The following is a 21,921-nucleotide window of genomic DNA, read 5'->3' on the forward strand; positions in this document are numbered from 1 at the left end:
CCGTCAGAGGCCCGTCCGCACGCTGGTCGTGCTCGGCTTCATCATCTTCGCGCTGCTCGGCACCATCGCGGCGGGGACCAAGTGGTCCACCGCCACGTGGACGCCGAACCTCGCTCTCGACCTCGAGGGCGGCACGCAGATCATCCTGACGCCGGTCGCGGACAGCGGTGAGGAGGTGTCGTCGGCGCAGATCCAGCAGGCGATCGACGTCATCCGCCAGCGCGTCGACTCCTCGGGGGTCGCCGAGGCCGAGATCACGAGCCAGAGCGGCGGGAAGATCGTCGTGGCGCTGCCGGGCAACCCGAGCGAGGAGACTCTCGACCTCGTCAAGACCTCCGCGCAGATGGCGTTCCGGCCGGTGCTCGCGATCGGGAACCCCACGCCCACGGACACCACGCCGACGCCGGAGCCGACCGCGTCGGCCGGCGCGACGGACCCTGCCGCACCGGCCCCGACCCCGACGCCCACCGTGGCGGCCGAGGAGCCGTCGGACGAGCCCACCAAGGCGGCGCCGGACAACCCGAGCGACACCGCGTACTACATCACCCCCGCCGTCCAGGCGGAGTTCGACGCCCTGGACTGCACGGACCCCGCCAACCTCACCGGTGGCACCAACGGGGACCCGGACAAGGCCTTCGTCACGTGCGGCCAGGACGGCAGCGCGAAGTACATCCTCGGTCCGGTCGAGATCGAGGGGGCGCGGATCTCCAGCGCCACCTCGGGCCTGAACCAGCTGCCCAGCGGTGGTCAGGGCAACCTGTGGGTCGTCAACATCGCGTTCGACGGCCCCGGCACCACGGCGTTCACCGACGTGACCACGCGTCTGCAGGGACTCGCCGCGACACCGCCGCTGAACCAGTTCGCGATGGTGCTCGACGGCCTGGTGATCTCCGCCCCCAGCCTCGCCTCCGGCGTGATCATCGCGGACGGCAAGGCGGAGATCTCCGGCACGTTCACCCGTGAGTCCGCGGCCAGCCTCGCCAACCAGCTCAACTTCGGCTCGCTCCCGCTCACGTTCACCGTCGAGAGCCAGGAGCAGATCTCGGCCACCCTCGGGTCCGAGCAGCTCCAGATGGGCCTGCTCGCAGGGCTCATCGGGCTCGGTCTGGTCGTCGTGTACTCGCTGCTGCAGTACCGCGCCCTCGGCCTGGTGACCGTCGCCTCGCTGGTCGTCGCGGGACTCCTCACGTACAGCGTGATCACGCTGCTGTCCTGGCTCCAGGGCTACCGGCTGTCCCTGCCTGGCGTCGCCGGTCTGATCGTCGCCATCGGTATCACCGCCGACTCGTTCATCGTCTACTTCGAACGCATCCGCGACGAGCTGCGGGAGGGCCGCACGCTGGTCGCTGCCGTCGACCGTGGCTGGGAGCGCGCCCGCCGGACCATCCTGGCGTCCGACGCGGTGAACTTCCTCGCCGCGATCGTGCTCTACGTCCTCGCGGTCGGCAGCGTCCGAGGCTTCGCGTTCACCCTCGGTCTGACCACCCTGATCGACGTGCTCGTGGTCTTCATGTTCACGCACCCGGTCATGCAGCTGGTCGCGCGCACGAAGTTCTTCGGGCAGGGTCACCGGCTCTCGGGGCTGGACCCCCGGCGTCTCGGTGCTCCCGAGGGCAGCGCGCGCTACGTGGGCCGTGGCCGCGTCGTGCACGGCCCTCGACCCTCGGGGGTCGACGACGCGCCCGTGGAAGACGCTGTCGTCGAGGACGAGCCGACACCACGTGTGCCGGTCGCCGTCGGCGGGGGCACCGCCGGGCTGACCATCGCCGAGCGTCGGGCGGCCGCGCGCGCCGCGGAGCAGAAGGCGACGACGTCGGACGCCCCGGTCGACGCACCCACGTCCGAGTCCGAGCCCGAGTCTGGGCGCACCGAGGGGAACGAGCACTGATGGCCGCCGGATTCGCCCAGTGGGGCAACGACCTCTACACCGGCCGCCGGTCCTACGACATCGTCGGCCGCCGCAAGATCTGGTTCACGATCTCGACGGTCCTCGTGATCCTGTCGGCCATCTTCCTGGTCAAGCCCGGGCTCAACCCCGGCATCGAGTTCCGTGGCGGCTCCGAGTTCGTCGTGTCGGACGTCTCCGACACGTCGCAGCAGATCGCGATCGACACGGTCGTCGAGATCGCCCCGGAGGAGCAGCCGAAGGTCACGACGGTGGGCGCCAACGCGCTGCGCATCCAGACGTCGACGCTCACCAACGACGAGGTCACCGAGGTCAAGACCGCCCTCGCCGAGGCCTACGACGTGCCGGTCACCAGCGTCACCAGCTCGTTCATCGGGCCGTCGTGGGGTGCCGACATCTCGCAGAAGGCCATCACCGGGATCCTGGTCTTCCTGCTCTTCGTCACGATCGTCATGACGATCTACTTCCGGAACTGGCGGATGGCCGCCGCGGCGCTGATCGCGCTGTTCCACGACCTCATCATCACGGTCGGCGTCTACGCGGCGATCGGCTGGGAGGTCACGCCGGCGACGGTCATCGGCTTCCTGACGATCCTCGGGTACTCCATCTACGACACCGTCGTCGTGTTCGACAAGGTGCGGGAGAACACCGCGGACACGCTCCAGCAGTCGCGCTACACGTACGGCGAGAAGGCCAACCTCGCCGTCAACCAGACGCTGGTCCGCTCGATCAACACGTCCGTGGTCGCGCTGCTGCCGGTCAGCGCGATCCTGTTCGTCGGGGCGTTCCTCCTCGGTGCAGGCACGCTGCGCGACATCGCGCTCGCCCTGTTCGTGGGCATGCTCATCGGCACGTTCTCGTCGGTCTTCCTGGCGACCCCGTTCGAGGTGGCGCTGCGCGAGCGTGAGCCCGCGATCCGCGAGCACACGAAGCGGGTCCTGGAGGCCCGTGCGGCGCGTGCAGCCGGCGGCGAGGCCGAGCCGGCCCCGGGCGAGGACCTCCGTGTCGCGGTCGGTGCGCTCAAGCCGGGCGCCCACCAGGGGATCGCGGCGCAGCCGAAGCGCAAGCGATGACGGTTCCGGAGAGCGTTCCGGACAGCGCGGCGGGGGTGCCCACGGGCGCCCCCGCGGCGCGTGCGGACCTCCTGCGGCGCATCGACGAGCTCGTCCGGCTCGTGCCCGACTACCCCAAGCCGGGGATCCTGTTCCGCGACATCATGCCGCTGCTCGCGGACCCCGCGGCCTTCGCCGACGTCATCGCCGAGATTGCCGGTCGCGTCGACGGTCCCGTCGACCTCGTCGCCGGGATGGAGGCACGTGGGTTCCTGCTCGCCGCTCCCGTCGCGGTCGCGCTCGGCGCCGGCGTGCTGCCGGTGCGCAAGGCGGGCAAGCTCCCCGGTCCGACCGCGGCGCAGTCCTACGAGCTGGAGTACGGCACGGCGACGATCGAGATCCACCCTGCGACGGTCCCCGCCGGCGCGCGCGTCCTCGTGATCGACGACGTGCTGGCGACGGGCGGCACCGCTGCCGCGACGGTGGCGCTGCTGCAGCGGTGTGGCGCCGAGGTCGTCGGTCTCTCGTTCCTCGTGGAGCTCGAGGCGCTGCGTGGGCGTGACCTGCTGGGCGGGCACCCGATCGACGTCCTGCTCGCAGTGCCCTGACCAGCCCGGCCGTCACCCCCGTGCACGTCGCACTCCTCCCACGGTCGTAGACTGTCGCCTCGACCGTGGGAGGGGGTGTGATGAGCGAAGACGTCCGCGTGCCTGACACCGGCCTCCCGCCCGCGCAGAGCGACTCCCCGTCGAGCCGCATGCGCTCGCGCCTGGGCCGCTTCGGTGCCCGCAGCGGGGCCGCGTTCCCGGCGATCGAGCCCGTCCTGCAGGCAGCGCGCACCAACCACCCGAAGGCCGACCTCGCCGTCGTCGAGCAGGCGTACGTGGTGGCGGAGAAGGCCCACCGGGGCCAGCTGCGCAAGAGCGGCGACCCGTACATCACGCACCCCGTCGCCGTCGCGACGATCCTGGCCGAGCTCGGCATGACGCCGTCGACGCTCGCTGCCGCGCTGCTGCACGACACCGTCGAGGACACCGACTACTCGCTCGACCAGCTGCGGCGGGAGTTCGGCCCCGAGATCGCGATGCTGGTCGACGGCGTGACCAAGCTGGACAAGGTCACGTACGGCGACGCCGCGCAGGCCGAGACCGTCCGCAAGATGGTCGTCGCGATGTCGCGGGACATCCGGGTGCTCGTCATCAAGCTCGCCGACCGCCTGCACAACGCTCGCACGTGGAAGTTCGTCGCGGCGGCCTCCGCGGAGAAGAAGGCGCGCGAGACGCTCGAGATCTACGCCCCGCTGGCCCACCGGCTCGGCATGAACACGATCAAGTGGGAGCTGGAGGACCTGTCGTTCGCGACCCTCTACCCCAAGGTCTACGACGAGATCGTGCACCTCGTGGCCGAGCGCGCGCCGGCACGTGAGGAGTACCTGGCGACGGTCCGCGAGCAGGTCGGCGCGGACCTGGGCAAGGCCAAGATCCGCGCGACGGTGACCGGCCGGCCGAAGCACTACTACTCCATCTACCAGAAGATGATCGTGCGCGGCCGCGACTTCGCGGACATCTACGACCTGGTCGGCGTCCGTGTCCTGGTCGACTCGGTGCGGGACTGCTACGCGGCGCTCGGCGCGCTGCACGCGCGGTGGAACCCCGTGCCGGGGCGGTTCAAGGACTACATCGCGATGCCCAAGTTCAACCTGTACCAGTCGTTGCACACGACGGTCATCGGGCCTGGCGGCAAGCCGGTCGAGATCCAGATCCGCACGCACGACATGCACCGTCGGGCCGAGTACGGCGTCGCCGCGCACTGGAAGTACAAGGAGAGCGCGAAGAACGCCACGACGGACAAGGACTCCGCCGGCAACGACATGCAGTGGCTGCGTCAGCTGGTCGACTGGCAGAAGGAGACCGCCGACCCCAGCGAGTTCCTCGACTCGTTGCGCTTCGAGATCGCCGGCTCCGAGGTCTACGTCTTCACGCCGAAGGGCGACGTCATCGGGCTGCCGTCCGGCTCGACGCCCGTCGACTTCGCGTACGCGGTGCACACCGAGGTCGGCCACCGGACCATGGGCGCGCGCGTCAACGGTCGGCTGGTGCCGCTGGACTCCTCGCTCGAGAACGGCGACGTGGTCGACGTGTTCACGTCGAAGTCCGAGACGGCGGGGCCGTCGCGCGACTGGCTCGGCTTCGTCAAGAGCCCACGTGCGCGCAACAAGATCCGCCAGTGGTTCTCCAAGGAGCGCCGCGAGGAAGCGATCGAGCACGGCAAGGACGCCATCGCCAAGGCGATGCGCAAGCAGAACCTGCCGATCCAGCGCCTCCTGTCGCACGAGTCGCTCGTGGCCCTGGCCAACGAGATGCGCTACGCCGACGTCTCCGCGCTCTACGCGGCGATCGGCGAGGGACAGGTGTCCGCCGGCACGGTCGTGCAGCGGCTCGTGCAGTCGATGGGCGGGGAGCCGGCGGCCGAGGAGGACCTCGCGGAGGTCGCCCGGCCCGGTCAGACGCAGCGGCGGGTCCGCACCGGGGACCCGGGCGTCGTGGTCAAGGGCGTCGACGACATCTGGGTCAAGCTGGCCAAGTGCTGCACCCCGGTGCCCGGCGACGACATCGTGGGCTTCGTGACGCGTGGTGCGGGCGTGAGCGTGCACCGCAGCGACTGCATCAACGTGACGAGCCTGCGCTCCGAGCCCGAGCGCATGGTCGATGTCGCGTGGAGCCACAACAGCACGTCCCTGTTCCTGGTGCAGATCCAGGTCGAGGCCCTCGACCGGAGCCGCCTGCTCTCGGACGTGACGCGGGTGCTGTCCGACTCGCACGTCAACATCCTCTCGGCGTCCGTCTCGACCTCGCGCGACCGCGTGGCCCTGTCGCGGTTCGTCTTCGAGATGGCGGAGCCGTCCCACCTCGCGTCGGTGCTCGCCGCCGTGCGCAAGGTGGAGGGTGTGTTCGACGTCTACCGGATCACCGGGGCCAAGGCGGCTGAGGAGCCGGCGATCCGCGCCTGACGCTCACAGGTCCTGCAGGGTGGAGTACGCCCGGCGGATGCCGCGGTGGCCCCGCAGGTCGGCGAGACGGTCCAGGGCGTGGGTGGGCTCGAACCCGACGTCCAGCAGCGCGCGCAGCGTGGGCACGGCGTCGACCTGGGGCAGCATCCGGGCGACGTCGATCCCGGTGCGCTGGACGGACGTGGCGCGGTGCACCCCGACGCGCACGACGTCCGACGGCGGCAGGGTCGCCTCCGCCGCGACGCGTGCGGGATGCGGGTCCGTCCGTCGCTCGCCCGTCCTGACGAGCACCTCGACCCGCACCGGCGGGTACCGGCCGGTGTGCACCCACGCGGCGGTGCCGCGCCCGATGACACCCCGGGCGGGGACCAGCGCAGCCAGCGCGGTCGCACGCACCTCCGGTGTGTCGGACAGGTCTGCCGCGATGGCCACGTCACCCCAGACGACGCGGACGACCCCGTCGCGCAGCAGGCCGAACCAGGCGGCGGCGCCGACGTCGTCCCGGCTGACCGTGCGGGGCAGATTGGGGACAGGAGTGCGGTACGCGTCGAGACGGGTGCTCACGGCAGCAGCATGGCGGCCGGACGGGCGGCTCAGGGCGACGCGTGCGGATCTGTGGACGAACGAGGCCCCCGCCCACACGGGACGAGGGCCTCGGCCGGTCGACGGTCGCGGGTCAGCCGCGTGCGTCCTGCGCGGCGCGCTGTACCTGCTCGAGCCAGGCACGACGGGCGTCGAGCGCCGCCTGCGCGTCGGCGATCTTGCGGGCGTCACCCGCCGCCTTGGCGCGGTCGAGGTCCGCCTCGAGCCCGGCGATCGCCTGCTCGAGCTGCGCCGCAGCACCCTCGGCGCGGGCCCGCGTCTCCGGGTTGGTGCGTCGCCACTGCGCCTGGTCGGTGTCGCGGATCGCCGTCTCGACGGCGCGCAGTCGGCCCTCGACGCGCTGGACGTCGGCGCGCGGGACCTTGCCGGCGGCCTCCCAGCGGTCCTGGATCCGGTGCAGCGCCGACTTGGCCGCAGCCAGGTCGGTCACGGGCAGGAGCGCCTCCGCCTCGGTGAGCAGCGCCTCCTTGACCTGGAGGTTGGCGCGGAACTCCTCGTCCGTCGCCGCGGACTGCGCGTCACGGGCCGCGAAGAACGCGTCCTGCGCGGCCCGGAACCGTGCCCACAGGGCGTCGTCGTCGGCCCGGCTGGCACGGCCGGCTGCCTTCCACTGGACCATGAGGTCCCGGAACACGCCCGCCGTGGCACCCCAGTCGGTGCTCGCCTGCAGCCGCTCGGCCTGCGCCACCAGGCCCTCCTTGACCTGCTTGGCCGACGCGTTGCGCGACTCCAGCTCGGCGAAGAAGTGTCGACGCTCGCGGTCGAACGTGGTGCGGGCGTGGCTGAACCGCTTCCAGAGGGACTCCTCCGTCGGCCGGTCGAGGCGCGGACCGCTGCGCTGGGCTTCCTTCCACTGGTCCAGCAGGAGGCGGAGCTGCTCGCCGGCGGGCCGCCACTGGATGCGCGACGGGTCGGTCGAGGCGATCTTCTCCGCCTGCTCCACGATCTCGGTCCGGGCCTGCACGGCGGCCTCGCGGGCCGCGGCCCGCTCGGCCTCGGCCACTGCCCGCCGCTCCGCAGCCGTGGCGCGCAGTGCGTCGAGACGGGCGCGCAGCCCGTCGAGGTCGCCGACGGCGGCCGGCTCGGCCACCTCCTCGGTCAGGCGGGCCAGCGTCTGGTCGATCTCCTTGACGGACAGGTCCGTCGCGGTGAGGCGGGCTTCGAAGAGCGTGACCTTCGCCTGCAGGTCGAGGAAGCGACGCACGTACAGGCCGAGCGCCTCCTCGGTCGTCGCGCCGGGGTACTGACCGACGACCCGCTCGCCCGCGGCCTCGCGGACCGAGACGTTGCCCTCGTCGTCGACGCTGCCGAACGTCGCGGCGTGCGCCGCCTCAGCGGCGTCCTGCGGGGGTGCGACCGGCGCGGCCGGAGCGGCTGCGGCAATCGTCGACGGCGCGGGGTGCGCCGGCGGGTGGGGGACCGGACGCGGACGCGGGACGGGACGCGCGGACGAGGGTGTCGGCACGGGGGCCGGCGCTGCGCTCGGCTCGGACGCCGGCGTCGTCCCTGGCTCGCCGGGCGCCTCGGAGGCGGCTGCCTCAGGCTCGGCGACGGCGTCGGTCGCGACGGTCGCGACGGTCCCAGGCTCCTCGGCTGCCGCCTCGGGCGCCTGCGCAGCGTCGGTCGCCGCGGTGCCGGGCTCGTCGACGGTGTCCGTCGCCGCGGCCTCGGGCGTCTCCGCCGTCTCGGCCGACGCGGTCTCCGGGGCGTCGACCGTGTCGGCCGCCGCGGTCTGCGGCTCCTCGACGGCGTCGGCTGCCGCGGCCTCGGGCTCCTCGACGGCGTCGGCTGCCGCGGCCTCAGGCTCCTCGATGGCGTCGGCTGCCGCGGTTTCCGGGGCGTCGACCGTGTCGGCTGCCGCGGTCTGGGGCTCCTCGACGACGGCGTCGGCTGCCGCGGGCTCCTCGAGCGCGCCGGACGACGCGTCGTCGGCGACGGCCTCGTCAGCGGCGTCGCCGACCGGCTGTGCCTCCGACGCCTCGGGCGCTTGAGCGTCGTCCGTGACCGTCTCGGCAGCCGCAGCGTCGACCTCGTCGGCCACGGCGGGTGCCTCGGCCTGCTCGGCGTCTGCTGCCGGCACGGAGTCGTCGGGCACGGGTCCGGACGTCGGGGTCTGCGTCACTGGATGTTCACTCCCTCGATGATGACGTCGGACACCGGGACCTGGGTCCCTTCGACGGTGCCCGCGTCGGCGATGGCCTGCAGCACGTCCATGCCGGACGTGATGTGGCCGAACACGGTGTAGCCACCCGCAGTGTCTGCGGGAATGGGTGAGTCCTCGTAGACCAGGAAGAACTGGCTGCCCATCGAGCTGCCGTCGTTGCTGGTCCGCGCCATGGCGATGGTGCCGGCGGGGTACACGTCGTCGCTCGGCGCGTTCTCGATCGGGCCCCAGGTGTAGCCCGGGCCGCCGGTGCCGCCCGTGGTCGGGTCGGCCGTGCCGAGCGCCGTCGGGTCGCCGCACTGCAGGACGAAGATCCCCTCCTCCGTCAGCCGGTGACACTTCGTGGAGTCGAAGTAGCCCTCGCCGGCGAGGCTGACGAAGTTGGCGACGGCCTGCGGCGCGGCGGCGCCGTCGAGCTCGATGCCGAGGGCCCCCTGCGAGAGCGCGATGTCACCGGTCCAGGTGCGCCCCTCGGCGAGCGACGGGTCGGGTACCTGCGCCGAGTTCGCCGCGGGCGTGTCCGAGGCTGTGGGCGAAGCGGCCGGGTCGTCGTTGGTGAGGGCGAGCGCAGCGGCGACACCGGTGGCGAGCACGAGAGCGGCGACGACGCCTCCCGCGACGATGCGCTGACGGTGACGTCGCGCGGCACGCGCCTTGGTCTGGCGCTCCTGCCACTTCTCGTACCGGCGGCGCTCGTACTCACGCTCGCTCTTGGTGGACACGCACACGCTCCTCGCGTCGTCGTGCGGTGCGGCAGGTCGTCCGCCAGCCGCACTGCATGAAGGGGACCCGGGACAGTCTAGGCAAGCCTTGGCGACGGGCCACCAGCGGCGCCGCCGTGCGACATCACAGTCCGGACACGCCGGGCGGCTACCGTGCGTGCCATGCAGGTCATCACGATCGTGTCCGCGGTCTTCGGGGCCCGGTGCTCCGTGCTCGTCGACGACGACGGGTCGTGCGTCGTCATCGACGCCGGGGCCGGCATCACGGACGACGTGCTCGCGGTCGTCGAGGAACGGCAGCTGTCCCCGGCGGCGGTGCTGGCCACGCACGGCCACGTCGATCACACGTGGGACGCGGGGCCGTTGTCGCACGCGCTCGACGTGCCCGTCGTCCTGCACGCCGCGGACGAGTACCGGCTCGCGGACCCGTTCGGCACCCTGGGGCTGCTGGGGACGTCCGGCCGCCCCGCGCACGACCCGTCCGGACCGCTGGCGCAGGCGATCGCCGCCACCGGGATCGACCCGTCGAGCTACGTGGCACCCCGGCGCGTGGAACCGTTCGGTGCGGTGGGCGACGTGCGGTCGGCCGACACGGTGCTCGAGCTCGGCGCCCTGCGCGTCGTCGCACGGCACGCTCCCGGGCACACCGAGGGCTCGACGCTCTACCTGGTCGGCCCGCTGGCCTTCACGGGGGACGTCCTGTTCGCCGGGTCGATCGGGCGCACGGACCTGCCCGGTGGCGACGACGCGACGATGCAGCGGACGCTGCGGGAGGTTGTCACCACCCTGCCCCCGGAGACGGTCGTCGTCCCCGGGCACGGGCCCACCTCCGACATCGCGACCGAGCTCGTCCACAACCCGTACCTCGCGCGTCTCTGACACCGCGGCGGGTCTGGAAGGATCGGGCCCCATGGCACGACCGACCCCCCTGTCCGGATTCCCCGAGTGGCTGCCCGAGGGCCGCCTCGTCGAGCAGCACGTCCTCGACGTCCTGCGCCGCACCTTCGAGCTGCACGGGTTCGCGGGCATCGAGACCCGCGCCGTCGAGCCGCTCGACCAGCTGCTGCGCAAGGGGGAGACCTCCAAGGAGGTCTACGTCCTGAGGCGGCTTCAGGAGGAGGCCGCCGCGGAGCCGGACCGCGCGGGGACGCTGGGGCTGCACTTCGACCTGACCGTGCCTTTCGCGCGCTACGTGCTCGAGAACGCCGGGCACCTCGCGTTCCCGTTCCGTCGGTACCAGATCCAGAAGGTGTGGCGTGGCGAGCGTCCCCAGGACGGCCGCTTCCGCGAGTTCGTGCAGGCGGACATCGACGTTGTCGGTGCCGGGACGCTCCCGTACCACTACGAGGTCGAGCTCCCGCTCGTCATGGCGGAGGCGCTCGGCGCGCTCCGCGAGATCGGTGTGCCGCCGGTGCGCATCCTGGTGAACAACCGCAAGGTCGCCGAGGGCTTCTACCGCGGGCTCGGGCTGACCGACGTCGAGGCCGTGCTGCGGAGCATCGACAAGCTGGACAAGATCGGCGCCGACGCCGTGGCCGGGCTGCTGGTGGCCGAGGCGGGGGCGACCGAGGACCAGGCGCGTGCGTGCCTGGCGCTCGCGTCGATCAGCGGGTCCGACGAGTCCGTCGTCGAGCGGGTGCGCACGCTGGCGGGGGAGTCGAACGAGTTGCTCGACGAGGGGCTGGCCGAGCTGGGGGCGCTCATCCGTGCCGCGGCCGTCCGCGCGCCCGGCGTCGTCGTCGCCGACCTGAAGATCGCGCGCGGGCTCGACTACTACACGGGGTCCGTCTACGAGACGGTCCTCGTCGGGCACGAGCAGCTCGGGTCGATCTGCTCCGGCGGGCGCTACGACACGCTGGCCTCGGACGGCGCGAACACCTACCCCGGGGTGGGCCTGTCCATCGGCGTGTCCCGGTTGGTGTCGCGGCTCATCGGCAAGAACCTCGTCACCACCACCCGGTCGGTGCCCAGCGCCGTCCTCGTCGCGGTCGGCAACGAGGACGACCGCAGCCGTTCCGACGTCGTGGCGGCGGCTCTGCGGTCGCGGGGGATCCCGGTCGAGGTGGCGCCGTCCGCCGCGAAGTTCGGCAAGCAGATCCGGCACGCCGACCGCCGGGGCATCCCGTTCGTGTGGTTCGTCGGTGACGACGACCAGGCGGCGGACCAGGTCAAGGACATCCGGTCGGGCGACCAGGTGGACGCGGACGCGTCGACGTGGGCTCCGCCCGAGGCCGACCTCTGGCCGCGCGTCGTGCCTGCTTGACACCGATTCGAACACGTGTTCGCATGGCGACATGCGATGGGACGCGCAGAAGCTCGGCACGCAGGACTCCACGGCGCTGCCCGGGCTGGCGCTCGCCGGGCTGCAGCGCAGCGTCCGCACGCCGGAGTTCGCCGGCGTCACGTTCCACGAGGTCACCTGCAAGAGCGCGCTGAACAAGGTGCCGGCGGCGTCGCAGATGCCGTTCAAGTGGACGGTGAACCCGACGCGGGGATGCCTGCACGCCTGCTCGTACTGCTTCGCCCGGCCGACGCACGAGTACCTCGAGCTGGACGCCGGACGCGACTTCGAGACCCAGATCGTCGTCAAGACCAACGTCGTCGACGTCCTGCGGGCAGAGCTCGCGCGGCCGTCGTGGGCGCGCGAGCACGTCGCCCTCGGCACCAACACGGACCCGTACCAGCGGGTCGAGGGCCGCTACCGGTTCATGCCGGGGATCCTCGAGGCGCTCGCCCACAGCGGAACGCCGCTGTCCATCCTCACCAAGGGGACGCTCCTGCGGCGCGACCTGCCCCTCCTCGCGGAGATCGCGCGCACGGTCCCGGTGGGGATCGGCGTCTCGCTCGCGATCGGGAACGAGACCCTGCAGCAGGCCGTGGAGCCCGGGACGCCGACGCCGCGGGCACGGCTCGACCTGATCCGCGCGGTGCGGGACGCCGGGCTGCCCTGCGGGGTGATGGTGGCCCCGGTCCTGCCGTGGCTGACCGACGACCGGGCGCACCTGGACGCGCTGCTGCGCGACCTCGCCGTCGCCGGGGCCACCGGCGTGACGGTGCTCCCGCTGCACCTGCGCGGGCCGGTCAAGCCGCTGTTCCTCGCCTGGCTGCGCGAGCACGCCCCTGCGCTCGTGCGCCGCTACGAGGACCTCTACGGCCGGGGCGCGTACGCACCGCGGGAGTACGTGCGGTGGCTCCACGAGCGGGTCGATCCGCTCCTCGTGCGGCACGGCTTCGCCGACCGTTCGGGACACCGTGCGGGACGCCGCGGCGCGCCCGGCGAGGGGGCGTACCCCGAGGGGAGCATCGCGTCGGGTCACCTGCCGGTGCACGAGCCGACGGTCGTGGCGGCGCAGCCGGTGCTCTTCTGAGGCGCCACGGGCGGCGGGACGGGCTCGATGCCGCGACGATGAAGCGCACAGCCGCCACCGGCGGACCCGTCCGACCCCGAGGTGTGACTCCATGACCAGCCCGGCCGTCCGCGAGCGAGCAGGGAGCGCCGCACCGCACCGCATGACGTTCGACGGCCACATCGCCGGGCTCGGCACCACGGAGGGCACGCGGATCGTCGTGGGGCGGTGGCGGGTCTCCCCGCTCGGTTCGTTCACCGACGTGATGGTCGAGCGTGCCGACGGGCTGCGGGTGCTGCTCGCCCCGCGCGACGACGTCGCGGAGCTCGTCGCCGCCACCTACTCGTTCGACGCCGTGCACGTGGTGCCGGTGGGGCTCCGAGCCGACGAGGCACGCCGACGCTGGCGGCTCCGGGCCGGCCCGCTGACGGCGGACCTGACGCTCGGCGCACGCACGCGCCTCGGGCACCTGCTCCGGGCGGTGCCGCGCCATCCCGCCCTCGCTCCGTTCGTCGCGACCGCCGCCGACCCGGTGGCCCGCCTGCTGCTGGACGGGGTACGCACCCGCGGCACCGCCGGGCAGGGGAGGCGGGAGTGGTACACCGCGAGCGACCAGCACGCGATCACCGCGGTCCGGGCCCTGTGGGGGTCGGCCGACCTCGGCGCCCTCACCCCCGTCGTGCCCGCGGTGCGGTTCGGGTTCTCGTCCGTGCCGGCGGCGCCGACCGTGACACGGGTGCGGACGACCATCGAATTGTCGGAAGGCCGCACGCGGCCCGGGCACTAGGATCGTGCGGGTGCCCGCAAGGGCGCCCCACACCCCCGACCCCGAAGGATCTTCCGTGCTCCGCACCCACACGGCCGGCTCGCTGCGAGCCGAGCACATCGGCACCACCGTCACCCTCACGGGCTGGGTGGACCGGCGTCGCGATCACGGTGGGGTTGCGTTCGTGGACCTGCGGGACGCGTCGGGCATCGCCCAGGTGGTGATCCGCGACGAGGCCGTCGCCCACGGGCTGCGCGCGGAGTACGTGCTCCAGGTGACGGGGGAGGTGGGTCGTCGGCCCGCGGGGAACGAGAACCCGAACCTGGCCACGGGTGAGGTCGAGCTCGTCGCCACCCAGGTGGTCGTGCTGAACGAGTCGGAGCCCCTGCCGTTCCAGGTCTCGTCGTCGCTCGACGAGACGGTCGGCGAGGAAGCACGGCTCAAGTACCGCTACCTGGACCTGCGCCGGCCCGCGCCCGCCCGAGCCATGCGTCTGCGCGCCAAGGCGAACCAGGCCGCGCGTCGCGTGCTCGACGCCCAGGACTTCGTCGAGGTCGAGACGCCCACCCTGACGCGGTCGACGCCCGAGGGTGCGCGTGACTTCCTCGTGCCGGCGCGCCTGTCGCCCGGGTCCTGGTACGCGCTCCCGCAGTCGCCGCAGCTGTTCAAGCAGCTCCTCATGGTCGGCGGCCTCGAGCGGTACTACCAGATCGCCCGGTGCTACCGGGACGAGGACTTCCGCGCGGACCGCCAGCCCGAGTTCACCCAGCTCGACGTCGAGATGAGCTTCGTCGAGCAGGACGACGTCATCGCGCTAGGCGAGCAGATCCTCGTCGCGCTCTGGGACCTCATCGGCGTGACCGTCCCGACGCCGATCCCGCGCATCACGTTCGCCGAGTCCATGGCGCGCTACGGCAACGACAAGCCGGACCTGCGGTTCGGGCTCGAGCTCGTCGAGCTGACGTCCTACTTCTCGGAGACGCCGTTCCGCGTCTTCCAGGCACCGTACGTCGGCGCCGTCGTGCAGCCGGGCGGCGGCTCGACGCCGCGGCGCGGGTTCGACGCCTGGCAGGAGTGGGCCAAGCAGCGCGGCGCCAAGGGCCTCGCGTACGTCACGGTCGGGGAGGACGGCGAGCTGGGCGGCCCGGTGGCCAAGAACCTCTCGGAGTCCGAGCGCGCCGGTCTCGTGGCGGCGGTCGGCGCGAGCCCGGGCGACGCCGTGTTCTTCGCCGCGGGCTCGGTCAACGACGCCCGCGCGCTGCTCGGAGCCGCTCGGCTCGAGATCGGGCGCCGCGGCGGTCTGATCGACGAGAACGAGTGGAAGTTCGTCTGGGTGGTCGACGCCCCGCTGTTCAAGCCCACGGGCGAGGACGACGACGTGGCCGTCGGCGGGGGAGCCTGGACCGCGGTGCACCACGCGTTCACGTCCCCGACGCCCGAGTGGATCGACACCTTCGAGCAGGACCCGGGCGCCGCGCTCGCGTACGCGTACGACATCGTCTGCAACGGCAACGAGATCGGCGGCGGCTCGATCCGTATCCACCGCCGCGACGTGCAGGAGCGTGTGTTCGACGTCATGGGCATCGGGCCGGAGGAGGCCCAGGAGAAGTTCGGCTTCCTCCTCAACGCGTTCCAGTTCGGCGCACCGCCGCACGGCGGGATCGCGTTCGGCTGGGACCGCATCCTCGCGCTGCTGACGGGCTCGGAGTCCATCCGCGACGTCATCGCCTTCCCGAAGTCGGGCGGCGGGTTCGACCCGCTCACGGCCGCGCCGGCCCCGATCACGCCGGAGCAGCGCCGCGAGGCCGGCGTCGACGCCAAGCCGAAGGCGACCCCCGAGGCCTGATGTCCGACCTGCTCGAGGTCCTCCCGCCGCGGTGGCGGGAGGACCGGATGATGCTCGCCGACCGTCCGCGGTGGGACGCCATGGAGGTGCACGGCGACGGTGACGGCCTCGTCCTGGTGTTCCCGGGACGACGCGGTCCGGTGCTGCTCGGTCGCGGTGACCCAGGGACTGTGGGTCGGGTGCTTGAGCAGATCGACGTCGGACACGTCGGCTGGCTGAGCGTCCCGCGCGGCTGCGACGTGGCCCCGGACGTGCTGGCGCGCCTCGGGCTCGTGCCGTACTCGACGTGGGACTGGCTGTCGTCGAGCACGCCGCCTCCCGTCTCCGACGCCGAGGCGGCCGTCGTCCGGCTCGACCCCGGCGCCGACGCGGACGCGATCCGCGGCTGCCTCGCGGTCGCCAACCCGTCCACGTCCGCCGACCCGACGGCCCCGGACGAGGCCGGCTGGTGGGGGATCCGCGTCGACGGTCGGCTCGCCGGCGTCGTCGGCGCGGCCGTGCGTGGTGGGCCGGACGCAGGGCACTCGTGGCACGTCCACGGGCTCGGCGTCGTGCCCGAGCTGCGGGGGACCGGGTCGGGGACGGCACTCGCGGCGGCCGTGACGCGGGCCGGGCTGGCGAGCGGCGCCGCGTGGGTGTCTCTCGGCATGTACGCGGACAACGACGTCGCCCGCCGGATCTACGAGCGGCTCGGCTACCGCGTCGACGCCCGGTTCACGTCCTTCTCCCCGCGGGGCGCCACCCGACCACCGGGCTGAGTCACCAGCGCCGCGGGGCCGGCTGCTCCTCGTCGAGTGCCCGGTGCGTCGCGTGCTCGGCCCGGGGCACGTCGACCCGGGACGTCCCGGCGCGCGCCCACCGCCACAGGTCCGGCAGGAACCTCAGCGCGAGCCCGAGGCCCATGCGGTGCGGAGCGTCCGGGGCGACCCACGTCGGCGTCACCCACAGCGCGACCGCCACGGCGCTGAGGACGAGCCACGCCCAGGTGCCGAACGACGCGACCGCGACCACCGCGAGCACCACCAGCGAGCCGACCACGATCAGCGTGACGAGGGTGGCGAGGGTGGTGCGCAGCCAGGTCCGACTCGTCGTCACCATGGCCGCGTGGGCCAGTCTTCACGGCTGATCGCGTGGTGGTCACGCGGTCCGACCCCGGGCGGGGGCGACGGAGGCGGAGGGTCGTCACGGCGTGCCCAGCGCCAGAGCTCGGCGAGGTTCCTGACCCAGAGGCCGGCGATGGTGGGCGACAGGACCAGCCAGTACCTCGGTGTCAGCCACGCGAGGGACAGCACGACGCCGATGACCAGCGCTACCGCGAGCTGCGCGACCCGTGGCAGCAGCACGGTGGACGCCACCGCGACGGGCCCGGCCACCACCGTCACCAGCGTCGCGATGAGGAGGCGGCGTCGGCGGGGAGAGAGGGTCGGCACGGGTCACCTGGGATCGGCTGAGCTCGGTCGGATGCACGGTAGCAACGGCCCGGACGCACGGGTGGACCGTTCACCCGTCCGCCGCGGCTACCAGCGGCGCGGGGGAGCCGGCGCGTCGGGACCGGCGAAGGAGCTGTGCGGGGACGGCCCGACGTCCTCGGCGTCCGGCAGGACCGGCCCGGACGCGCGCGGTCGGGCGTCCAGGGCCCAGCGCCAGAGCCGGGGGAGCGCGGCGAGCAGCACCAGGGTGACGACGGCCTGCACCACCCAGGCCATGGTGCCGCCCGGGCTCGGCTGCCGGAGTGCGAGGACGAGGGTCAGGACGAGGAGCGCCTCGAGGAACGTGAGCGCGGCGACGACGACGAGGCGCAGGGCGAGAACACCTCGGCTCGCGCCGGGACTGGTCTGGAGGCGGTGGCTCACGTCAGTGGGTCACCGCGAGGCGGTCGTAGGCGCGTCGCAGGAACGGCGGGGCCCACCAGTTGGCGCGCCCGAGCAGCGTCATGGTCGCGGGCACGAGCAGCATCCGCACGAGCGTCGCGTCGATCAGCACGGCCACAGCCAGCGAGAAGCCGACCTCCTTGATCACGAGCAGCTCACCGGCCACGAAGCCCGCGAACACCACGATGACGATGAGCGCCGCCGAGGTGATGATGCGGCCGGACCGCTGCAGGCCGAGCCGCACGGCGCGGTCGTTGGGCACACCCTGGTCGACGAGCTCCTTGATCCGCGACAGGAGGAACACCTCGTAGTCCATGGCCAGCCCGAACCCGAAGGCGATCACCAGGGCGATCACGTAGGTCTCGATGCCACCGGTCGGCGTGAAGTCCAGCAGGCCGGCCAGGTGGCCGTCCTGGAACACCCAGACGAGCACGCCGAGCGACGCGGCCAGCGAGATCACGTTGGTCAGCAGCGCCTTGACCGGCACGACGACGGAACCGGTCATGAGGAACAGCAGGACGAGGCAGGTGACGGCGACGATGCCCACCGCCCACGGCGCCCGTTCGACGACGGCAGCGGTGAAGTCGATCTGGGACGCCGCCTGACCGGTCACCCAGGTCGGGAAGGGGGCGTCCAGCGCGCGGAGCTGGTGGACGACGTCACGAGCCACGGCATCACCGGGGTCGTCGGTGTCGGGCCGCACCCCGATCACCACGTAGGAGTTGACCGCGGACGGCGGGTCGACGGACGCCACACCGTCGAGGTCCTCCAGCGTCGCGGCCCAGGCCGTCGCCCCGTCGAGCGACGTCTGCGTGACGACGGTGATCGCCGGGGTCGAGGCGGCCGGGTAGTCGCGGGCGAGCGTCTCGACGAACTCCCGCTGCGCGCTGTCCGACGGCAGCAGCTCGGTGGTCGAGTTGCGCAGCTCGAGGTGGGCCAGCGGGAGCGCGAGGATGCCGAGCACCGCGAGGCACGCGAGCAGGACGGTCCACGGGCGGCGCTGCACCCGGGCGGCCAGGCGCGAGAAGATCCCCTCCTCGGTCTGCACGTCGGCGGTGCGCGCGAGGATCCCGCGCAGCCCGGGGACGCGCGCGAGGATGCTGGGTCGGATCATGCGACGACCGGCGAGCACCAGCAGCGCGGGGACGAGGGTCAGCGCGGTCGCGACGGCCACCACGATGACGGCCACACCCGCTGCGCCGAACGCACGCAGGATCGGCGGCTCGAAGACCAGCAGCCCGGCGATCGAGATGGCGACGATCAGCGCCGAGAACGTCACCGTGCGGCCGGCGGTGGCCATGGTGCGCTCGATCGCGGTGAGGACGGCCCCGTCACCGCGTCGCCGTCGGCTCCGGGCACCCCCGTCGTCGTCGACCAGGTGGTGCAGCTCCTCACGGAACCGCGACACCATCAGCAGGCCCCAGTCGATCGACAGACCGAGGCCGAGCACCGTCACGATGTTGACGACCGACGAGTCGAGGTCGAGCACGTAGGAGAAGCCGAGCAGGGCCGCGAGACCGCCGGCGATCGACGCGACCGCGCCGACCATGGGCATCCCGGCGGCGAGGAACCCGCCGAAGACGAGGATCATGATGAGCAGCGCGACCGGCAGGGCGATGGTCTCGCCGGTGCGCAGGTCGGTCTCCACCTGGTCCGTGATCGCCTCGACGATGAGGGTGGTACCGCCGACGATCCCGGTCACGTCCGGTGCGACGGCGTCGAGGTCCGAGGGGATGTCGAGCAGACGGGCCTCGACGGCGTCGAGCGCTTCCTCCTGCGCCTGCTCCGACAGGTCGGGTGCGAGCTCGACCACCACGAGGAAGCCGTCGCCGTCCTGCGCCACCAGCGGCGCGGCGGCCGGGTTGGCGGCGCCGTCGGGCAGGGCGAGGGGATCGATCACGGACTCGACCCCGTCGATGGCGACGAGGTCCTCCCGCGCGGGCGCGAGGGCGGTCGCCACCTCGGGGTCGGCGGGGTCGACGCCGTCGAGGACCAGGGTCAGCGACGGACCGCTGTCGTCGGCCTCGTCGAGGATCGCGAACGCCTCCGAGCTCTCCGACCCCGGCACGCCGGGCGCACCGGTGCTCAGCCGCTCGAACAGGTTCTCGCCGTGCACGCCGAGGACGGCCAGGCCGTAGCCGAGCACGGCGAAGACCAGCCACGCCACGACGGTGAGACGGGGGTGGTGGGCGACAGCGCGACCTACTCGGGCGAACACGCGGGCCATCGTCGCAGGTGGAGCGGGCGTCCCGCACACGCTGTCACCCGGAAGCCGCCCGCGGTCGGTGGCGCGACCGGCGTCCGAGCGGTCGGACGTCGGTGCGCGTGCGTACCCTGCCCGCATGGACCTGTTCGATGCGGTGACGTCGACGGCCTCCGGGCTGCCTGCCGTCGGGGCGGGTGCACCGCTCGCTGTCCGCATGCGGCCACGGGACCTGAGCGAGGTCGCCGGCCAGGAGCACCTGCTCGTCGGCGGCTCCCCGCTGCGCCGGCTGGTCGAGCCCGCCAACGAGGCGGCTCGTCGCGCCGCGCCCACGTCCGTCGTGCTGTGGGGTCCGCCCGGCACAGGCAAGACGACGCTCGCGTACCTGATCGCCGCCACGTCCGGACGTCGGTTCGTGGAGCTCTCGGCCGTGACCGCGGGGGTCAAGGACGTGCGGGCGGTGATCGAGGACGCCCGCCGCCGCCTGGCCACCGACGGCACCGAGACCGTCCTGTTCATCGACGAGGTGCACCGGTTCACCAAGGCCCAGCAGGACGCCCTCCTGCCGAGCGTGGAGAACCGCTGGGTCACGCTGGTGGCCGCCACGACGGAGAACCCGTCGTTCTCGGTGAACTCGCCGCTGCTGTCGCGCTCGTTGCTGCTCACGCTCCAGCCGCTCGACACGGACGACGTCCGCCGCCTGGTCCGCCGTGCGGTCGTGGACGAGCGGGGGTTGGACGGCTCGATCGCGCTGACCGACGACGCGGAGGAGCACCTGCTCCGGCTGGCGGGCGGGGACGCGCGCAAGGCGCTGACCATCCTCGAGGCGGCCGCCGGCTCCGCGCTCTCCGAGGACGGTGCCGTCCCGCCGGTCCCGGTCGACCTGGCGACGATGGAGCGCGCCATCGACGTCGCGGCGGTGCGCTACGACCGCGACGGCGACCAGCACTACGACGTGATCAGCGCCTTCATCAAGTCGGTGCGCGGGTCGGACGTCGACGCCTCCCTGCACTACCTGGCCCGGATGATCGCGGCGGGGGAGGACCCGCGGTTCATCGCCCGCCGGATCGTGATCTCCGCGGCCGAGGACGTCGGCATGGCGGACCCGAGCGCGCTCCAGACGGCGGTCGCCGCCGCGCAGGCGGTCGCGCTGATCGGCATGCCCGAGGCCCGGATCATCCTCGCGGAGGCCGTCGTGCACCTGGCGACGGCGCCGAAGTCGAACGCGGCCTATCTCGGCATCGACCGGGCCCTGGCGGACGTGCGGGCCGGGCGGATCGGCTCGGTCCCGCCGCACCTGCGCGACGCGCACTACTCCGGCGCCAAGGCGCTGGGCCACGGCGCCACGTACGTGTACGCGCACGACCAGCCGCACGCCGTGGCGGCCCAGCAGTACCTCCCGGACGAGCTCACCGGCACCCGCTACTACGAGCCGAGCGACCGTGGGTTCGAGCGGCAGGTCACCGAGAGGCTCGACCGGATCCGCGCGATCCTCGACGAGGGGTCGGACGCCGGGCACTGATTCGGGGATCGGGGGCGTCGCAGGGTAGAGTGTCGAGGTCGTCCACAGGACGGGTGTGCCTTCGTGCCCCTGTCCCGGACGGCCACCTGGGGCCTTAGCCAGCGTCGAGAACAGACGCGACGCATTCACGGTCGGCCCCACGCCCGTCGGAACATCTCCGTCATCGGGTGTGACGTCTACAACGACAGGAAGTAACTCTGTGAGCAGCGTGACCCGCTCGCGTCGCCAGGTGCGCCTTTCCCGCGCCCTCGGCCTCGCGCTGACGCCCAAGGCCGTCAAGCACTTCGAGAAGCGGCCGTACCCCCCCGGCGAGCACGGCCGTGCGCGTCGTCGCACCGAGTCCGACTACGCCGTCCGTCTGCGCGAGAAGCAGCGTCTGCGCGCGCAGTACGCCCTGCGCGAGAAGCAGATGGCCCGTGCGTACGAGGACGCCCGCAAGGCCCCGGGCCTGACCGGTGAGGCGCTCGTCGAGAACCTCGAGACCCGCCTGGACGCCCTCGTCCTGCGCTCCGGCTTCGCCCGCACCATCCTGCAGGCGCGCCAGGTCGTCGTGCACCGTCACGTGCTCGTCGACGGCAAGATCGTGGACCGTCCCTCCTTCCGCGTGAAGCCGGGCCAGACGCTCCAGGTCAAGCCGAAGAGCCAGGCCACCGTGCCGTTCCAGGTCGCCGCCGCCGGCGCGCACCGCGACGTGCTCCCGACGGTCCCGGGCTACCTCGACGTGCAGCTCGAGAAGCTCAGCGCCGTCCTGGTGCGAGCCCCGAAGCGCGCGGAGATCCCCGTGACGTGCGAGGTCCAGCTGGTCGTCGAGTACTACGCCCGCTGATCCAGCCGTTCCCCGGACGCCCCGCCGCGCACCTGCGCCGCGGGGCGTCCGTGCGTTCCGGACGGGTAGGGTTTCCGCGGGGT

Annotated in this window: 19 protein-coding genes; 12 read left to right on the forward strand and 7 right to left on the reverse strand. The window is 72.8% G+C overall.

Annotation, left to right across the window (positions count from 1 at the left end; genetic code table 11):
* Window positions 1-28: 28 nt before the first annotated feature.
* The 4 genes from secD (at window position 29) to CXY01_RS02310 (ending at window position 5,968) form a co-directional block, all read left to right on the forward strand.
* On the forward strand, window positions 29-1,888 hold the full coding sequence (gene secD / locus CXY01_RS02295) for a protein translocase subunit SecD (RefSeq protein WP_246124945.1): 1,860 nt from the start codon (window positions 29-31) through the stop codon (window positions 1,886-1,888).
* The gene (gene secF / locus CXY01_RS02300) at window positions 1,888-2,979 is read left to right on the forward strand and encodes a protein translocase subunit SecF (protein WP_146925422.1); all 1,092 of its coding nucleotides are present in this window, start codon (window positions 1,888-1,890) and stop codon (window positions 2,977-2,979) included. Before secD ends, secF begins: the two co-directional genes overlap by 1 nt.
* The gene (locus CXY01_RS02305; protein WP_146925423.1) at window positions 2,976-3,566 is read left to right on the forward strand and encodes an adenine phosphoribosyltransferase; all 591 of its coding nucleotides are present in this window, start codon (window positions 2,976-2,978) and stop codon (window positions 3,564-3,566) included. Before secF ends, CXY01_RS02305 begins: the two co-directional genes overlap by 4 nt.
* Window positions 3,567-3,646: 80 nt before the next feature.
* Window positions 3,647-5,968: a RelA/SpoT family protein gene (locus tag CXY01_RS02310; RefSeq protein ID WP_146925424.1), complete on the forward strand. Its 2,322-nt coding sequence runs from the start codon at window positions 3,647-3,649 to the stop codon at window positions 5,966-5,968.
* A gap of 3 nt (window positions 5,969-5,971) precedes the next feature.
* On the opposite strand, the gene CXY01_RS02315 is transcribed toward CXY01_RS02310, so the two are convergent.
* The 3 genes from CXY01_RS02315 to CXY01_RS02325 all read right to left on the reverse strand — a co-directional run bounded on the left by CXY01_RS02315 (window position 5,972) and on the right by CXY01_RS02325 (window position 9,457).
* On the reverse strand, window positions 5,972-6,532 hold the full coding sequence (locus CXY01_RS02315) for a hypothetical protein (RefSeq protein WP_146925425.1): 561 nt from the start codon (window positions 6,530-6,532) through the stop codon (window positions 5,972-5,974).
* Between the two features lie 112 nt (window positions 6,533-6,644).
* Window positions 6,645-8,384 carry a DUF349 domain-containing protein gene (locus CXY01_RS02320; RefSeq protein WP_146925558.1) on the reverse strand — a complete coding sequence of 580 codons (1,740 nt, stop codon included), beginning with the start codon at window positions 8,382-8,384 and terminating at the stop codon, window positions 6,645-6,647.
* 305 nt (window positions 8,385-8,689) lie between these two features.
* Window positions 8,690-9,457: a peptidylprolyl isomerase gene (locus CXY01_RS02325; protein ID WP_146925426.1), complete on the reverse strand. Its 768-nt coding sequence runs from the start codon at window positions 9,455-9,457 to the stop codon at window positions 8,690-8,692.
* A 162-nt stretch (window positions 9,458-9,619) separates the two neighbouring features.
* Between CXY01_RS02325 and CXY01_RS02330 the strand changes: the two genes are divergently transcribed.
* The 6 genes from CXY01_RS02330 to CXY01_RS02355 all read left to right on the forward strand — a co-directional run bounded on the left by CXY01_RS02330 (window position 9,620) and on the right by CXY01_RS02355 (window position 16,174).
* The gene (locus CXY01_RS02330) at window positions 9,620-10,336 is read left to right on the forward strand and encodes an MBL fold metallo-hydrolase (RefSeq protein WP_146925427.1); all 717 of its coding nucleotides are present in this window, start codon (window positions 9,620-9,622) and stop codon (window positions 10,334-10,336) included.
* A gap of 31 nt (window positions 10,337-10,367) precedes the next feature.
* Window positions 10,368-11,720, forward strand: coding sequence for a histidine--tRNA ligase (gene hisS, locus CXY01_RS02335; protein ID WP_146925428.1), 1,353 nt, complete (start codon window positions 10,368-10,370; stop codon window positions 11,718-11,720).
* A 31-nt stretch (window positions 11,721-11,751) separates the two neighbouring features.
* On the forward strand, window positions 11,752-12,825 hold the full coding sequence (locus tag CXY01_RS02340; protein ID WP_146925429.1) for an Rv2578c family radical SAM protein: 1,074 nt from the start codon (window positions 11,752-11,754) through the stop codon (window positions 12,823-12,825).
* Window positions 12,826-12,916: 91 nt separating this feature from the next.
* Window positions 12,917-13,591 (forward strand): hypothetical protein, encoded by a 675-nt coding sequence (locus CXY01_RS02345; protein WP_246124949.1) that lies wholly within the window; start codon window positions 12,917-12,919, stop codon window positions 13,589-13,591.
* Between the two features lie 55 nt (window positions 13,592-13,646).
* Window positions 13,647-15,416 carry an aspartate--tRNA ligase gene (aspS, locus tag CXY01_RS02350; protein WP_146925430.1) on the forward strand — a complete coding sequence of 590 codons (1,770 nt, stop codon included), beginning with the start codon at window positions 13,647-13,649 and terminating at the stop codon, window positions 15,414-15,416.
* On the forward strand, window positions 15,416-16,174 hold the full coding sequence (locus CXY01_RS02355) for a GNAT family N-acetyltransferase (protein ID WP_146925431.1): 759 nt from the start codon (window positions 15,416-15,418) through the stop codon (window positions 16,172-16,174). Before aspS ends, CXY01_RS02355 begins: the two co-directional genes overlap by 1 nt.
* 1 nt (window position 16,175) lies before the next feature.
* On the opposite strand, the gene CXY01_RS02360 is transcribed toward CXY01_RS02355, so the two are convergent.
* The 4 genes from CXY01_RS02360 to CXY01_RS02375 all read right to left on the reverse strand — a co-directional run bounded on the left by CXY01_RS02360 (window position 16,176) and on the right by CXY01_RS02375 (window position 19,514).
* The gene (locus tag CXY01_RS02360) at window positions 16,176-16,514 is read right to left on the reverse strand and encodes a hypothetical protein (RefSeq protein ID WP_146925432.1); all 339 of its coding nucleotides are present in this window, start codon (window positions 16,512-16,514) and stop codon (window positions 16,176-16,178) included.
* The gene (locus CXY01_RS02365; protein ID WP_146925433.1) at window positions 16,508-16,846 is read right to left on the reverse strand and encodes a hypothetical protein; all 339 of its coding nucleotides are present in this window, start codon (window positions 16,844-16,846) and stop codon (window positions 16,508-16,510) included. The genes CXY01_RS02360 and CXY01_RS02365 overlap by 7 nt, the downstream gene beginning before the upstream one ends.
* An 87-nt stretch (window positions 16,847-16,933) precedes the next feature.
* Window positions 16,934-17,269 (reverse strand): hypothetical protein, encoded by a 336-nt coding sequence (locus tag CXY01_RS02370; protein WP_146925434.1) that lies wholly within the window; start codon window positions 17,267-17,269, stop codon window positions 16,934-16,936.
* A gap of 1 nt (window position 17,270) precedes the next feature.
* Window positions 17,271-19,514 (reverse strand): MMPL family transporter, encoded by a 2,244-nt coding sequence (locus CXY01_RS02375; RefSeq protein WP_146925435.1) that lies wholly within the window; start codon window positions 19,512-19,514, stop codon window positions 17,271-17,273.
* Between the two features lie 115 nt (window positions 19,515-19,629).
* Between CXY01_RS02375 and CXY01_RS02380 the strand changes: the two genes are divergently transcribed.
* Complete coding sequence (locus CXY01_RS02380) at window positions 19,630-21,012, forward strand: replication-associated recombination protein A (RefSeq protein WP_146925436.1); 1,383 nt, start codon at window positions 19,630-19,632, stop codon at window positions 21,010-21,012.
* A 199-nt stretch (window positions 21,013-21,211) separates the two neighbouring features.
* Entirely contained in the window at window positions 21,212-21,838 is a 627-nt protein-coding gene (rpsD, locus tag CXY01_RS02385) for a 30S ribosomal protein S4 (protein WP_146844703.1), read from the forward strand.
* Window positions 21,839-21,921: the final 83 nt, after the last annotated feature.

The sequence above is a fragment of the Cellulomonas xylanilytica genome (genome assembly GCF_007989805.1).
In the GTDB taxonomy this organism is placed as follows: Bacteria; Actinomycetota; Actinomycetes; order Actinomycetales; family Cellulomonadaceae; genus Cellulomonas; species Cellulomonas xylanilytica.